16 protein-coding genes are annotated in these 15,004 nt (G+C 42.3%); 8 read left to right on the top strand and 8 right to left on the bottom strand.

The window, feature by feature from the left end:
- Positions 1–69 precede the first annotated feature (69 nt).
- Both V7K50_RS25155 and V7K50_RS25150 read left to right on the top strand, forming a co-directional pair.
- Complete coding sequence (locus V7K50_RS25155; RefSeq protein WP_334964859.1) at positions 70–744, top strand: response regulator transcription factor; 675 nt, start codon at positions 70–72, stop codon at positions 742–744.
- A gap of 98 nt (positions 745–842) precedes the next feature.
- Positions 843–2,075 carry a sensor histidine kinase gene (locus V7K50_RS25150; RefSeq protein ID WP_334964856.1) on the top strand — a complete coding sequence of 411 codons (1,233 nt, stop codon included), beginning with the start codon at positions 843–845 and terminating at the stop codon, positions 2,073–2,075.
- 23 nt (positions 2,076–2,098) lie between these two features.
- Here the strand turns inward: V7K50_RS25150 and V7K50_RS25145 are convergent, their stop codons facing one another.
- Positions 2,099–2,584, bottom strand: a complete 486-nt coding sequence (locus V7K50_RS25145; protein ID WP_334964854.1) for a PepSY domain-containing protein — start codon at positions 2,582–2,584, stop codon at positions 2,099–2,101.
- Between the two features lie 236 nt (positions 2,585–2,820).
- Here V7K50_RS25145 and V7K50_RS25140 point away from each other — a divergent pair, with 236 nt between their 5' ends.
- The 3 genes from V7K50_RS25140 (at position 2,821) to V7K50_RS25130 (ending at position 6,746) form a co-directional block, all read left to right on the top strand.
- Positions 2,821–3,576: a COG4705 family protein gene (locus tag V7K50_RS25140; protein WP_334964853.1), complete on the top strand. Its 756-nt coding sequence runs from the start codon at positions 2,821–2,823 to the stop codon at positions 3,574–3,576.
- 9 nt (positions 3,577–3,585) lie between these two features.
- Positions 3,586–4,275, top strand: coding sequence for a phosphatase PAP2 family protein (locus V7K50_RS25135; protein ID WP_334964851.1), 690 nt, complete (start codon positions 3,586–3,588; stop codon positions 4,273–4,275).
- An 851-nt stretch (positions 4,276–5,126) separates the two neighbouring features.
- Positions 5,127–6,746, top strand: a complete 1,620-nt coding sequence (locus V7K50_RS25130) for an ArnT family glycosyltransferase (RefSeq protein ID WP_334964849.1) — start codon at positions 5,127–5,129, stop codon at positions 6,744–6,746.
- A 356-nt stretch (positions 6,747–7,102) separates the two neighbouring features.
- Here V7K50_RS25130 and cysK read toward each other — a convergent pair whose 3' ends face one another.
- Both cysK and V7K50_RS25120 read right to left on the bottom strand, forming a co-directional pair.
- Positions 7,103–8,065 (bottom strand): cysteine synthase A, encoded by a 963-nt coding sequence (gene cysK / locus V7K50_RS25125; RefSeq protein WP_334964847.1) that lies wholly within the window; start codon positions 8,063–8,065, stop codon positions 7,103–7,105.
- A gap of 18 nt (positions 8,066–8,083) precedes the next feature.
- Entirely contained in the window at positions 8,084–8,566 is a 483-nt protein-coding gene (locus tag V7K50_RS25120; protein WP_334964983.1) for an RrF2 family transcriptional regulator, read from the bottom strand.
- 213 nt (positions 8,567–8,779) lie between these two features.
- On the opposite strand from V7K50_RS25120, the gene cysE reads away from it, so the two are divergent.
- Positions 8,780–9,508: a serine O-acetyltransferase gene (cysE, locus tag V7K50_RS25115; protein ID WP_334964845.1), complete on the top strand. Its 729-nt coding sequence runs from the start codon at positions 8,780–8,782 to the stop codon at positions 9,506–9,508.
- Between the two features lie 478 nt (positions 9,509–9,986).
- A complete protein-coding gene (locus V7K50_RS25110) occupies positions 9,987–10,577 on the top strand; it encodes a Crp/Fnr family transcriptional regulator (protein WP_334964843.1) in 591 nt (196 codons plus the stop codon).
- 6 nt (positions 10,578–10,583) lie between these two features.
- Here the strand turns inward: V7K50_RS25110 and V7K50_RS25105 are convergent, their stop codons facing one another.
- Together V7K50_RS25105 and V7K50_RS25100 are read right to left on the bottom strand one after the other, a co-directional pair.
- Positions 10,584–10,922: an NIL domain-containing protein gene (locus tag V7K50_RS25105; RefSeq protein ID WP_334964841.1), complete on the bottom strand. Its 339-nt coding sequence runs from the start codon at positions 10,920–10,922 to the stop codon at positions 10,584–10,586.
- A gap of 79 nt (positions 10,923–11,001) precedes the next feature.
- Complete coding sequence (locus tag V7K50_RS25100) at positions 11,002–11,658, bottom strand: NIL domain-containing protein (RefSeq protein ID WP_334964839.1); 657 nt, start codon at positions 11,656–11,658, stop codon at positions 11,002–11,004.
- A gap of 437 nt (positions 11,659–12,095) precedes the next feature.
- On the opposite strand from V7K50_RS25100, the gene V7K50_RS25095 reads away from it, so the two are divergent.
- Positions 12,096–12,275 carry a hypothetical protein gene (locus V7K50_RS25095; RefSeq protein WP_334964837.1) on the top strand — a complete coding sequence of 60 codons (180 nt, stop codon included), beginning with the start codon at positions 12,096–12,098 and terminating at the stop codon, positions 12,273–12,275.
- 459 nt (positions 12,276–12,734) lie between these two features.
- Here the strand turns inward: V7K50_RS25095 and V7K50_RS25090 are convergent, their stop codons facing one another.
- The 3 genes from V7K50_RS25090 to cysT form a co-directional block, all read right to left on the bottom strand.
- Positions 12,735–13,001 (bottom strand): NIL domain-containing protein, encoded by a 267-nt coding sequence (locus V7K50_RS25090; protein WP_334802736.1) that lies wholly within the window; start codon positions 12,999–13,001, stop codon positions 12,735–12,737.
- Positions 13,002–13,260: 259 nt separating this feature from the next.
- Entirely contained in the window at positions 13,261–14,139 is an 879-nt protein-coding gene (gene cysW, locus V7K50_RS25085) for a sulfate ABC transporter permease subunit CysW (protein WP_334964835.1), read from the bottom strand.
- The gene (cysT, locus tag V7K50_RS25080; RefSeq protein WP_442944662.1) at positions 14,126–14,986 is read right to left on the bottom strand and encodes a sulfate ABC transporter permease subunit CysT; all 861 of its coding nucleotides are present in this window, start codon (positions 14,984–14,986) and stop codon (positions 14,126–14,128) included. The genes cysW and cysT overlap by 14 nt, the downstream gene beginning before the upstream one ends.
- Positions 14,987–15,004 lie beyond the last annotated feature (18 nt).

The following is a 15,004-nucleotide window of genomic DNA, read 5'->3' as shown; positions in this document are numbered from 1 at the left end:
CTTAACCTTGTAGGTAAGATAATCCTTGCTCAGTGTTAGCAAGCTCTAATAATTTAGAGGTGGAGCATTATGAGAATTTTGATAGTTGAAGATGACGATCGCATTGCGAAGCCATTAGCCGAGTTTTTAAGACGACAACACCATATTGTCGATATCACAACCGATGGATTAGCAGCTTGGGAATGGTCGCAATCAGCATTATATGAAATAATTTTATTAGATTTAATGCTTCCTAAATTAGATGGAATTAGTCTATGTAAGCGTTTACGCGCAGCTTCATCTAATGTTCTAATTTTAATGCTGACGGCACGAGATACAATGGGCGATAAAATTATCGGACTCGATGCTGGTGCTGATGATTACTTGATTAAGCCATTTGACTTAAAAGAGTTAGCAGCACGCATCAGGGCTTTAGCTCGAAGAACTCCAGAGATTCGTCCCCAGATTTTAATCCACAGTGATTTGCAACTAGACCCAGCAACTCAACAGGTTACTTATGCAGGAAATATCATATCATTAACTCCTAAAGAATATATGATATTAGAATATTTTTTGAGAAATCCAAATCAAGTTGTCACTCGCTCGGCGATTCTTGATAAACTGTGGAATTTTGATAAATCTTCGGGAGAAGGAAGTATTAAAACTCATATTACAAATTTGCGGAATAAACTTAGAGCATCTGGAAGTTCAGAAGACTTGATTGAGAATATCTATGGCATTGGTTATCGTCTAGGACAGAAGTAAAATAATTCCTAATTCGTAATACTTCGGCTACGCTCAGTACAAGTTCGTAATTCGTAGCCAGAGACGGGCAAGATGCCCATCCTACAAGATTAGATAATGTGTTTCAAAGAATCAGATATCGTTTATTGTTGTCTTACTTAGTGGTGTTCGCATTGCTGCTGGGAATATTTGCGATCGCAGTCCGATTTGCATTCACTCGCAGCTTAACTGAACAAATCACAGATAAACTCACAGCTATAGGGAAAGGTGCGGCTGCAAATGTCGAGTTTGAAAAAGGTCGCCTGACGATTGAAAGTGACTTTCGTCCCCAAGACTTAATTGCTTATCATCAAGCATTGCAGTGGTTTGATACTCAGGGAAATTTAATTAACCAACAAGGCAAAACTGTTTTAACTTTACCTTTTTTACCAAACAAAATAGTCCAAATTCAGAAAGGTAAAGTTCCTATCCAAGGAGTGACTGTACCAATTATTGCTAGCGATAATGGTGAGCTAGTTGGGTATGTGAGGGTGAGTCAATCTTTAGAAGAATTTGATGAAACCCTGCAAAAACTAGACTGGGGATTAGGCGGTGGGATTATTATAACTTTGGTTCTGAGTAGTATTGGCGGAATTTTCCTAACTCGTCAAGCAATGCAACCCATCGAAGAGAGTTTTCAAAGACTCAAACAGTTTACTGCTGATGCTTCCCACGAACTACGTAGTCCGTTAATGGCTATCAAAATTAATGCTGAGTTACCGCTAGAATATCCAGATGAAATCGGGCCAAAAGATGCAGAAAAGTTTCAGGCGATCGCTAGCGCTACTAACCAGATGACTCGCCTCACAGAAGACTTACTGTTGTTAGCACGCACTGATAGAGTTTCCCATCAAAATAGGGATACTCTCAATTTAACGTCAATATTAGAGAACCTAATACAACAGTATAAACCTCAAGCTGAAGCCAAACAAATTAACTTTAAAACTCAACTAATTGCTAATCTTCAGCTAATAGGTGATTCAGTTCAATTAACGCGACTATTTACTAATTTAGTTGAAAACGCGCTCCATTACACACCATCAGGAGGCGTAGTTGAAATTAAAACCAGTTGTGTTGGTTCTCAGCTTTATGTCAACGTCCAAGATACAGGTGTGGGAATTGCACCAGAGCATATCGATAAGGCTTTTGAGCGTTTTTGGCGAGCAGATCAGTCTCGTTCTTATTGGTCAGGTGGTTCTGGCTTAGGGCTAGCGATCGCTCAAGCGATCGCCCAAAATCACGGCGGATTAATTACTATCACAAGTCAATTAGGTGTTGGTAGTTGTTTTACAGTGCGCTTACCAACTTCCTGACAATGTGATTTTAAGTTCCCTATTTACTTAGCATCATCATTGGTTTTGCGATCGCTATCACTAGTTTCTTGAACTTGAATACTACTCTTAGGACGAGTAGCTTCATTTTTCTCATCTTGTTGATTGGCATTCTCCGCATAGAGAACTTTGCCATTACCAGCATCGACTGTAACTTCTTGCTGACCAATTTCTACGGCATAAATTAAGTTGCCATCTTCATTTTCGAGCTTGACACTTTTCGCCTTACCTCCCACAGATGTTTCAACTGCTTGCTGTGCTTGTTGTGCTGTAATTTTAGCTAGCGGTTGCAGTTTTGCTGCTTCTTGTGCATCATCGTTTGTTTCACCGTCGCCATCACTGGCTTCAGCAACTTGGGTAGCACTATGATGCTGACGTGCAATTACTACAAAAGATTGTGGTTGTTTTGCAGATACAACTCTTGACAATCCAGCAAGTCCCAAAGTACCAACAAAAGCTGCTGCCAAAATGATTTTTGTTGAAGTTTGCATACTTGTAAAATCCCTTAAAGTCTGGGTTTGTATTTTCATAGTAGGTAATAAAAGTCAAGAAATAGTCAAGATTAGTTTGAGTTCAATAAATTAAATATCAAATAGTGAAATTAACTTTTAATTAGAAATTCCAGATATTTATCATGAGTAAATTTCGCTTTAAATCAAATCTTGACTATTTCTTGACTTTTTATCTCTACGATAAAATCACAAATTCAGATCAAGTAGGAGCAACAATGAACAAACTTCCACAAATCACCGCATTCTTTTGGATCATGAAGATATGTGCAACTACTCTGGGAGAAACGGCAGGAGACCTTTTATCGATGACGCTAAATGTGGGCTATGCGGTTAGTTCTCTGATATTGGTTGCAGTGTTTCTACTAACTCTTACGACTCAATTGATCTCGAAAAGCTATAACCCATTACTTTATTGGACAGTTATCCTTTCAACTAGCACTGCTGGCACCACAATGTCAGATTTCATGGATCGTACTTTAGGGCTGGGCTACGCTGCGGGGAGTACAATTTTAGTTACCATTCTCTTCGGTATTTTGGCGTTCTGGCGATTCAGTATTGGCTCTCTATCTGTTAACAATATCAAAACCCTTAAAGTTGAGCTGCTTTATTGGACTGCAATTCTATTTTCAAATACTTTGGGTACTGCCTTGGGCGATTTCTTAGCTGATAGTTCTGGGCTGGGATTTGCAGGAGGAGCGCTGCTAATTGCTGGTTTGCTTGCCCTAGTATTGGCAGCGCATTACTATACCCAAATTTCCCAAGTTATGTTGTTTTGGATTGCCTTTGTCCTAACCAGACCATTTGGTGCCACACTGGGGGATATTCTGACAAAATCACACACTAAAGGTGGCCTCGATTTTGGCACTATCGGCTCATCTATAGTTCTTGTGTCAATACTTGGAGTTTGTATCTTGTTCACAACTCTAAAGCATCAAAAAATAGCCGTAGCTAGACCTTCTAATGATGAATAATATCAAAGTATGCTCCGACAAATTTCTAACTTATGGTTGCGTTATATACATCCTCGCTTGGCTTCCTTAATTGCCACAATTGGTATTGTTGGACTTGCTAGTTGTCTGCTCATCCTTTTTGTTTTAGCAAAACTAGCTGAAGAGGTTTTGGAGCGAGAAGCTTTTGCATTTGATACTAATTTTCTGTTATGGCTACATCAGTTCGCCAATCCAAATTTAGATCATTTAATGCTGTTTATTACCAATCTCGGCAATCCTAGTACAGTGGTTATAGTTGCAGGCGTTAATGTCTTGTTACTTTGGTGGCGACGTTACCGAGAAGAAGCGAAAGTTTTTGTACTTGCTTGTTTGGGGGGATTAATGTTAAATACAGGGCTAAAGTTGTTTTTTTCTAAACCTCGCCCGGAACTGTGGCATCAATTGATTTCTGAAAAATCTTTTAGTTTTCCTAGTGGTCATGCACTAGGTTCTATGGTGCTTTATGGTTTTATTGCTTACGAGTTGGCAACTCACTATCCTCATTTTGCCAAATTTATTTACAGTTTGATAGTTATTTTAATTGCTGCTATTGGTATCAGCCGCTTATATTTAGGAGTCCATTGGCCGACAGACATAATTGCAGGTTATGGAGTCGGTTTTTTGTGGCTGATGATATGTATTACGATGCTGAAATTGCAAAGAGTGAGGTTGGAAAGTTAGTTAATTTACTTGTAGGGCGGGCATCTTGCCATTGGTTTCAAGTTAAGAGGATGTTTGAAAAGTCCTCTTCTCGGTAAAAAAACGTTTAGATCCCCCTAAATCCACGCCACTTGCTCTACTTGGGGAGACCCCAAGACCGCAGTGGCTCCCCTTAAAAAGGGAGACTTTGACTCCGGTTCCCCCCTTTTTAAGGGGGGTTAGGGGGGATCTAATGAGTGCAAAGATACAGCCAACTACTTTTCCAACAACCTCTAAGGTCGATGCCCAAATGTCATCTCCCTAAGAGATTTCCAAATAAAAAAATATCCAAGTAACTCTTAGTAACTCTTGTGGGGTGGGCATCTTGCCCGCCCAAGTCATACTGCGGGCAAGATGCCCACCCCACAAGATTGGATAATTTATTTGTTGGAGTTCCCTAAGCTTACACACTTTTGTAAAAGGCTATTTTGGAGACGCTCGATCCTTCGTATACGCAGAATATTTTAGCTCTGCATTCCGCGCATTGATAAGTTTATTAATGTTTCATAAGGAAGATAAAAAGGGCTACTTTATTTTTCTCGTAGTGATTAAACTAAGCGTCACATTCAAAATAAAATACAAGTTACTTTACGGACTACTCATTAGGTAATAAATAATTTATTGGCTGTATTATTTTTATCATTTATCGGTTTAAATGTTCTTTAACTAACTAAGATAAATTTTTCAAAAAATAGCGCTAATTATAAAAAGTTGAGTTAATCTTGGAAACTAGCAATTGTTAATAACATACGTTGTTACTGGGTGGCAACATTGGAGATTCGCTAGATGTCTCTATGTAATCAAACCAGCAAGTAAAATGATTACCAGAGAATATGCAAGAAGGAAGCTTTATTTGGAGTCATCTGGAAAAACAGCATCGCACGGTTGGCAAATGGGTTGATTGGGTATGGCTAATAGTCTTGCTGTTGGCAGCAGTGTTACTGTTTAGCATCAATCTGGGAGGATTGCCGTTGCGAGATTGGGATGAAGGTACTGTGGCACAGGTTGCTCGTGAAATTTGGCACGCACCAGCAGGTTCAATGCGTTGGCTTTACCCAACGCTAGGAGGCGAACCATATCATGACAAGCCGCCTTTGATGCATTTGTTAATTGCTTGGGCTTATTCTCTAGGAGGTGAAAATGAATGCACAACACGTCTACCTGGAGCAATTTTAACAGCGACATCTGTACCTTTACTGTATTGCATTGCTCGAGAGATATTTCGCCAGCGTTGGGCAGCGATTTATAGCGCCTTGATTTACCTCACAATGCTACCCGTGGTGCGTCATGGGCGGTTGGCAATGTTGGATGGGGCAATGGTAAGTTTTTTGATGGTGATGATGTTGTGCGTGTTGCGATCGCGCCGGGATTTACGTTATTGTCTTGGTGTTGGTATTAGCTTTGGGTTCATTTGCCTAACTCAAGGATTGCTAGGCATATTACTAGGTGCGATCGCACTTGTATTTTTATTCTGGGATACACCACGACTACTCACCTGTTACTATCTCTGGATCGCAATCTTAATTGGCATTCTGCCTGTAGCTGGTTGGTATAGTGCCCAACTAATTCACTATGGTTACACTTTCGCCCAAATTGGCCTTGCAAACCCATCACTAGATCGAATTGGCTCTATTGTAGAGGGCAATCCTGAACCACCTTGGTACTATGTCCTTGAACTTCTTAAGTACACATGGCCGTGGTTATTATTCTTACCGCAAACTGTCCGCTTAACCTGGGAAAATCGTAATCTTAGCTGGGCAAAACTAGTAATGGCGTGGAGTGGTGTTTACCTGATGGTAATTTCCTTCATGATTACCAAAGTCCCCTGGTATCTATTCCCGATTTATCCTAGTTTAGCCTTAGCTTTTGGTATCCAATTATCAGAAACGGAAAATTCGCCTTTACTCTCATCTTATCCCCGTGCTTGGGTTGCTGGTTTGGCGATACTTGCGATAGTTGCTTCTGCTGGTAGCATTTATTTCAGTTGGGGTGCAATACCCAAAACAGACTTACAACTGATTTTCGCCGCAGTCGCTTTAACTATGACCTTAGCAGCTATTTTAGCAGAACGAGGCGACGGGCAATTTCTGAAGATTTTGTTTTGGGGAAGCTATATTTCGCTGCTGCTGTTAATGAAATCTAACTATTGGGTTTGGGAATTATCTGAAGCCTATCCAGTTAAACCAGTGGCCGCCATGATTGTGCGGGCAAATCCAGCTACGAGGAAGATTTACACATCTTTTCCTTACCATCGTCCCTCGTTGGATTATTATAGCGATCGCACCATCATTCCGGCTTCTGTTGGTGAACTGGAATATTATTGGCACTACAACGGCCAACCATACTTCCTGCTTCATGCATCTGCTTTCAACAATCTTGAACTAGAGTCGATGAAGCTAGTTGACGAAGCAGAAGGTTGGAAGTTAGTGACAAAAGATATTAGTCGATTGTAAATGTAATGTGGGGCATTGGGCATTAGACATCTCCAGAAATTAATTATTCTTTGCCTAAAACCCATGTAATTCCTGCTAAATCCACCCCACATCCTTCAAGTCGGCAGAGCCGCCCAACGCAGTAACTCCCCTTAAAAAGCAGGGCTGTTTCACTCCCTAAAAGGCGGTGATTTACAAGGGTTTCAAGCAAAAAAATCAGGTGACTCGCTACCATACATCCAGCATTTGTTTTTGCCTAACAAAAAACCAATACTAGATGCAATCGTTATCACCCGCCTTATATCCCGCCACTGTAAACGGAAGTACCAAATTCAGTGGGGGACTTACGGCGTAATAGTTAAAATTGGTATAGGGAATCAAACTTTACTCAACCACTCATTTTCCTCTGGGTCTTTGAACAGTGAGGTGCTGAGGTAGCGTTCGCCGAAGCTAGGCTGTATCATCACGATTAGGCGACCTGCATTTTCTGGCCGTTGTGCTACTTGAATAGCCGCATATAAAGCCGCGCCAGTAGAAATGCCCGATAGCAATCCTTCTTCTTTTGCGAGACGACGGCTGTAAGCGATCGCTTGCTCATCTGCTACCTGAATCACTTCATCTACCAGTTGTGAACGGTAAATTGCTGGGACAAATCCCGCGCCAATACCCTGAATTTTATGAGGCCCTGATTTACCGCCTGTTAATACTGGACTGCTGCTGGGTTCAACTGCGATCGCTTGAAAACTCGGCTTCCGTCCTTTAATAACTTCTGAAACCCCTGTAATCGTCCCACCAGTACCCACTCCCGCCACTAGAATATCCACCTCTCCATCAGTATCATTCCAGATTTCTTCTGCCGTGGTTTCGGCGTGAACTTTCGGGTTTGCGGGGTTTTTGAACTGCTGCAACATATAAGCATTGGGCGTTTGAGCTACAATCTGCTCTGCATGAGCGATCGCTCCTCGCATCCCTTCTACCCCTGGCGTTAACTCTAATTGAGCGCCATAAGCTTTGAGCATCAATCTTCTTTCCTGGCTCATTGTGTCAGGCATCGTTAGAATAAGATGATAACCCTTGGCTGCTGCCACCATCGCCAGCGCAATTCCTGTATTTCCTGAAGTCGGCTCGACTAAAACGGTTTTCCCTGGGTGAATCAAACCTGCTTTTTCCGCCACTTCCACCATACTCGCGCCAATCCGATCTTTCACCGAAGATGCTGGATTCATGCTTTCTAGCTTCACCACAATCCGAGCAACCGCTCCTGAAGCTTGGGGAATCTTGTTTAATTGAACTAAAGGAGTCCGTCCGATTAACTCTGTGATATCTTTCGCTATTCGCATGTGAGTGCTTCCTCGTAACTAAATATAATACATCGGACTTTGCTGGGCGCGAGTTTCTCTTTCCTGGCACAAGTCTTGGAGTGTATAACGACCCAAAACTTCGATTGAGGCAGCGTTAGCTTGCTCCCAAACTTCATAAACCAGAGTCTTTTCTAGAGTCGGAGAGTCAGAGGTATCTTTCTCTTTCCGCTCGCCTTCTACCAAAGTGACAATTTCAAGTATTGTAATCTGCCAAGGTTCACGAACTAAAACGAAACCTCCTTTAGAGCCGCGTTGACTCTGCACCACACCAGCACGCCGGAGGTTGGTCAAAATTTGTTCCAGATAGCGTTCAGGTATGGGTTGCTTGGCAGTGATCTCGCTCATGGTTAGAGGAAGTTTTTTTCCGTGGTGGATTGCCAGCTCTAAGAGTGCCAGCAGCGCGTATTCCACTTTGGAAGATAGATCCAAGAGAGCGTAGTTTTGGCTATTCAAGACTGTACTCAATATACTACGGTGAATTGAGGGACTTATCGCAGTTTATGCGAAATTAATTTTTTCCAACTGTGGAATGTGATAGCATCCCACTTACTACCCACAAAAACACTATACTCGATCGACTTACCGTAGATTATTGTCTGACACAATTCCCATAAATGGCCTGATCTTTTGGTGGGAATTATCCTGAGCTTCTGTTTTCAGAGCCTCGCTTACCAACAAAAATCTTAACAGAGTATGCTACTAACTGATTTGCGAACCATTTTTGAGCGTGACCCAGCAGCCCGTAACTGGCTAGAAGTATTGTTCTGTTACCCTGGACTCCAAGCTCTAGTGTCTCATCGATTGGCACACTGGCTGCATAAAATTGGAATTCCCTTTATACCCAGATTCATCTCTCATATTAGTAGGTTTTTAACCGGAATTGAAATTCATCCTGGGGCATTAATTGGTCAGGGAGTGTTTATTGATCACGGCATGGGAGTAGTGATTGGTGAAACTGCGATCGTGGGCGATTATGCCCTGATTTATCAAGGTGTCACCCTTGGCGGCACTGGTAAAGAAAGCGGCAAACGCCATCCCACCTTAGGCTCTCATGTCGTTGTGGGAGCGGGTGCAAAGGTATTGGGAAATATTCAAATTGGCGATCGCGTCCGTATTGGAGCCGGTTCTGTAGTGCTGCGAGATGTACCCAGTAACACTACTGTAGTTGGGATTCCAGGGCGCGTGACTCGTCAGAACAACTCCTCTACCAACGTTCTGGATCATGATAAAGTACGCGACGTAGAAGCTGAAGTCATCCGCGCTTTATTTGAACGCGTCAAAGCTCTAGAGAAACAGTTCGAGCAGTTGCAAGATCAATCAAGTTTGTCCCCAACTGAGCTTGGTAACGAACCAACCAACAAACCTAAGAACAAAAATTCTGATGGGATGATTGAAGATTTTCTGGATGGTGCGGGAATTTAATTTTGGGCATGGGGCATTGGCAGGGGAGAAATAATAACTCCTAACTCCTAACTCCTAGGGACTGTTTTCAAACTCGAAGATCCCCCCTAACCCCCCTTAAAAAGCAGGGTGGATTAATTGTGCAGAGAGAAAATTTGGAATCCCCGTAACCTCGTCAGCCTGCTAACAGGGTAACTCGATTTATGAACGCAAGAATGAGGGTTTTAATTTTTCTCTCTAGACAATTAATCCACCCTGCCTAACCCCCCTAAAAAAGGGGGGGAAAAGAAACTCTAAAAGCCCCCCTTTTTTAGGGGGGTTGGGGGGATCTCCAAAGACTCAGGTGCTTCAAGTAGGGTTTGAAAACACGCCCTAACCCCTAACCCCTAACTCCTAACTCCTAACTCCTAACTCCTCTGTTTAAAATATTCAGATGGTCTTAGAAACTGATATAAATATAATACTACGGTTAATTTATCGGATAAGAGCCTTATAAAATATGGTGTCTTTGTACACAAGCTTACCCAGCTTAAGCAGTAATAATACTAATCAAATTTTTGCCCGTAGGTCATTTCTGCCAGAGCATAAAAACGGACTTTGGAAGATTGAAAAGGGTTTTGTTAGGACTTTTACCTATCTGGAAGATGGTACAACCGTCGCCCTAGGATTGTGGGGACCTGGAGATGTGGTTGGGAAGGTTTTGTCAAAATTAGATCCTTATCAGATGGAATGCCTAACTAAAGTGGAGGCGACAGTCTTACCTCTAGAGGAGTGGACTCAACTAACAGAAACTCTACTTGCCCATATCCAACAGGCTCAAGAATTGATGGTGATTCGTAGCCATAAAAAAGTGGATACTATGCTCATCAAGCTGTTGGCATGGTTATCCAAAAAGTTTGGTTCGGAAGTTGAGAAAGGACGTTTAATCGATATGCGTCTGACTCATGAAGACTTGGCGGAAATGGTCGGTTCAACTCGTGTAACCATCACTCGTGTTCTTGGGCAGTTTGAGCAAGAGGGTTTGATTAATCGTCTTTCCCTGCATCGAATTGTGCTGCGAGAAGAAGAAATTTGGTACTATGAAATTTAGATGATTTCAGTAAAACCAGCTATCGCCGTCAGCATTGGGCTTGCCCACAATTCTCAGATTCAGCGATTCTAGGTAAGCTAAACCGCTAGAAATTTGTGACACTGTTCCCCGCAGTTCAATGTCAAAGCATCCTTCGCCATCTGTATTTGGTTCTAGCATAGCTTTAGTAATATTAACTACCAAACCGTAAGCAGAAATTAACTGCGAAATCACAGGCGCTTGCAAATAGCATTTGGGAATATGTATCTGCACACGAATCTGAGTGACTTGGCTTTTTTCAGAGACTGAAGAAAGCAGTGATAATCTGGTTTGGGAATTGTTTTTTTGGTTATTTAGTGCTGCCATTGGATAGTAACAATTTTATTAATTAGCGTAGGCGTAGCCCGCACTTCGGCTCCTTTCGACTTCGCTCAAGGCAAGTCGCTCAGTGACCGTTGTAGACATCGCTATAAACACTAGACAAATCCAGCCAAATCGGTAGCCCCAGTTTTTCTAAATAACTCAGGCTGGAGTAGAGTTGCTTTGTTCTCCCCCACAAATCTAAGTCAAACCAGCCGTCATCTTCCGTATCGGGTTGAAGTCTAGCACTAGTGATATTGACTGTTAACCCATAACCAGAAACTAACTCGGAAATCACCGGTTCTTGGTAATAGGATTTTAAGATGCACAGTTGCAAGCGCAATCGATTGGTTTTACCGAGAGAAATCCACTGCTGGAATTGTTCTTGCCATTGATTTGTCAGCCATGCAGAGTCTTGGTGACCGAGTTTGCTAGCTGGGTTAGGAAAAGTTAGAGAGTGCTGGTTGGATTGAATCTGGTTAGCGATCGCTAATTCCAGTAAATTCACTCCCAATCCCTGCAAGTAAGATAGGCTATTTGTCAGTTTTTGGGGATTTCCTGAAAGTTCCAAATCAAACCAGCCGTCGCTGTCACTTTCTGATGTCAGGGATGCAGCTTTGATATTGACAGTTAAACCATAACGAGATATAAGTCGGGAAATTACAGGTTGCCTGTGATAACTCTGAGGCACGAGAATTCGACTGTGGACTGAAGCAGGTTCTACAGATTTACTCTGAGACATCAGATTAATTCCCAATAGCGATACCTACAGTGCGCTGCGCCTACGCAATCTTTGGGTTAGGCAGAAAATCTTGCTGATGCCGTGCCTGGTTGGATTTCAGCCTCATAGAGATTTTCATATTTTTAGCTTTTATCAAAATACGGTAAATCTATCGATTTAATGCATTTAATTGTTATGTAAAGGATATTTGCACAAAGACCGCAAAAACACAATGAGTAAATTCACGTAAATTATCCTCACTTTAGGTAAACTAACTTGAGGTTAAAGCTGTAATATATAAATTTGACATATCAGCAACACAAACTTGACATCAACTAAATTAAACCTTTTGGAAAAACCAGCAGTCTAAATTTATAAATCAGTTAAATTACTGAAAATGAACTCACAAAGAATTTAACTGACTTAATCCCAGATAGTTGAACAAAGGAAAAGTAGTTATGAAACGGATGCTTGCAGGTGTATTAGTTGCTTTACCACTATTCATTACTGCTATGCCAAAACAGGCATCAGCATTAGTCATCGATCTTGGTGGGCATCATCATCAAAGGTGGATTCCTGGGCATTGGGAGAGAATACATCACCACAAGGTATGGATTCGCGGTCACTATCAACGTTAGTAATGAGTTTAGCTAAATTCACAATCACCTCTATCCAATAATTTTTTATTAGATAGAGGTAGTGAATTAGCGTTCTTTAAATTAAGGTAACTTTGCTGAATAAATAAGTTCGTAGTCAGGACTTTAGTCCTGATCTTAACTACTGAAGTGCTTACAGCAGATTGCGCTTTAATCGAATACACGTAGAGACGTAGCACTGCTAAGTCTCTACAAGGTTTTGGGTTTTATATATGTACTTCATTTACCTGAAATCTGCTGTACTATAGGAATCCGGTTTGATTCCAGGACTAGCCCTTTGAACGTGGGTAAAAATTTTGGTCAAAGAATCCCTCTTTACTCTGTGTTCTCTACGCCTAATAAGGTTAGATAAATTACTTTTAAACCGCAGGTGTGCCCCTAAGCTAAGGCGCTCATGTTGCCCAGCCCACAAGATTGGGTAATTTATTTGTTGTCAGTCCCTTACCAATCAGTTGCTTTAGTTTCATCCCAGACTTCCAACTCCAAGTCGTGGAGATAGGTTAACCCGCTCTGAATTTGTGCATCTGTTCCTTGTAATTCCAGGTCAAACCAACCATCACCGACAGCATTAGCTCCCAAAATCGCTGCCGTGATATTCACAGTCAATCCATAGTCAGACACCAGGCGAGAAATGACAGGTTCCTGGTGATAGTCCTTGGGAATTCTGAGTCGAATCCGTTTGTGGTTTAGCGTATTGTCACTAGTCATAATTGTTACTAACCGTAGAAGGTAGTGGTGGCAGAGGGAGTAGAGGCAGCAGGGGAGGATGAGGGAGATATATAGCGGTTCTCGCTTGGGTGTAGTACAGTTTTGACCTCTCTCCAAACCTCTCTCCTAAAAGGAGAGAGGCTTTGAATCTTGCTCCCCAACGCTAGAAGCGAAGGGGCTGGGGGTTAGCTCTGTATTCCCATGCAATTGGGAACCGCTATAAATAACCAATGCCCAATTCCCAATACCCCATATCTAATTATTCAACATCTTTAATGCTGGTTTTCCGTTCTAGAATCTCCTTCAGCACTAAGGTTACTACTGCTAGCAACCCTAACAGTACAGCCGCAGAAAAAGCAGCTTCAGTTTCGTATTGTTTGTAAGCATCTTCTACAAATAGTGGTAAACTCTGGGTTTGGTCAGCAATGTTGCCAGATACCACTGAAACTGCCCCGAATTCACCCATTGCTCTGGCATTGGTCAAAATTAAACCGTAGAGTAAGCCCCAACGGATACTGGGCAGGGTGACGCGCAAAAATATCTGCCAATCTTTCGCACCTAGAGTTCTAGCGGCTTCTTCTTGATCCTTACCAAACTCTTCTAAAACAGGAATCACTTCCCGCGCCACAAAGGGCATACTCACAAATGCTGTAGCCAGCACCATACCGGGGAAGGCAAAGACAATTTTGATATCATGTGCCTGTAGCCAAGTGCCAAACCACCCATTGCGCCCGTAAAGTAGCACAATCATCAATCCGGCGACTACGGGCGAAATCGAAAAGGGCAAGTCAATAATGCTCAAAACTACGGCGCGTCCGGGGAACTTGTGACGAGCGATCGCCCAAGCTGCACATAGCCCAAATACTGTATTTACAGGTAGGGAAATCAAAGCCAACAACAGTGTCAGCCAAGCTGCATGAAGAAAAGCTGGACGCGTTAGGTTGGACAGAAATGGCCCAACACCCTTGCTGAAGGCTTGGACAAAAACGTTAATTGCCGGGATGTATTGAACTAGGGCTAAATAGGCGATCGCTATCCCAATTAAAACTATTGGCACCCAACTCTTCTGCTCTTTAAGAGGTTTGGCTGTATCTGATACAGATGCAGACGAGTGAAAACTTGGCTTATCTACTGTCATATCGCCTTGCCCATCCTTGTAAGAAATTAATTGCCAATAGCAATACCAACGAAATGGATAGTAAAACTATGCCAATTACTGTTGCACCAGAATAGTCATACTGTTCTAAGCGTTGGAAAATCAGCACAGGTGCGATCAAATCTTTATAGGGCGTATTGGAAGAGATAATCACAGTCGAGCCATACTCGCCAACTGCACGGGAGAAACCCAAGGCAACACCAGTCAAAATCGTCGGGAATAAAGGTGGCAAAATCACTTTCCAAAAAGTCTGCCATTGAGAAGCACCAAGACACCAAGAGGCTTCTTCAATTTCATGTTCCATTTCCTGAAGCACTGGTTGCACAGTTCTCACAATAAAAGGTAGTGAGATAAATATCATTGCCACCGCTACTCCGGTGCGGGTAAAAGATACCTTAATTCCCATTGGTGCTAGTAGGGAACCGATCCAGCCATTATCGCTGTAAACTGTTGCCAGGGTTAGCCCTGCTACCGAAGTTGGTAGGGCAAAGGGTAAATCTACTGTGGCATCAATCAAGCGTTTTAAGGGAAAGTCGTAGCGAACCAGAACCCAAGCAATCAAAGTTCCAAATACGCCATTGAGCAAGGCAGCAAAAATTGCTGTAAAAAAAGTTACGTTGTATGTTGCTAATGCGATATCACTGGTGGCGATCGCCCAAAATTTCGCCGGACTTTCTGTACTTGCTTTCAAGAACATGGCAGCGATGGGGATAAACAACATCACTGTCAAGTATGCAATGGTGATTCGCCAAGTCCAAGGAACCCGCCCAAATTTTTTCCAAAATGGTGTTTTGCGTTGAACTTCCACAGAAGGAGATATAGTCGTCACGTCGCTTCGCTCCGAATT

The organism is Nostoc sp., assembly GCF_036917135.1.
GTDB lineage: Bacteria > Cyanobacteriota > Cyanobacteriia > Cyanobacteriales > Nostocaceae > Nostoc.
This window is presented reverse-complemented; position numbering and strand designations above follow the sequence as displayed.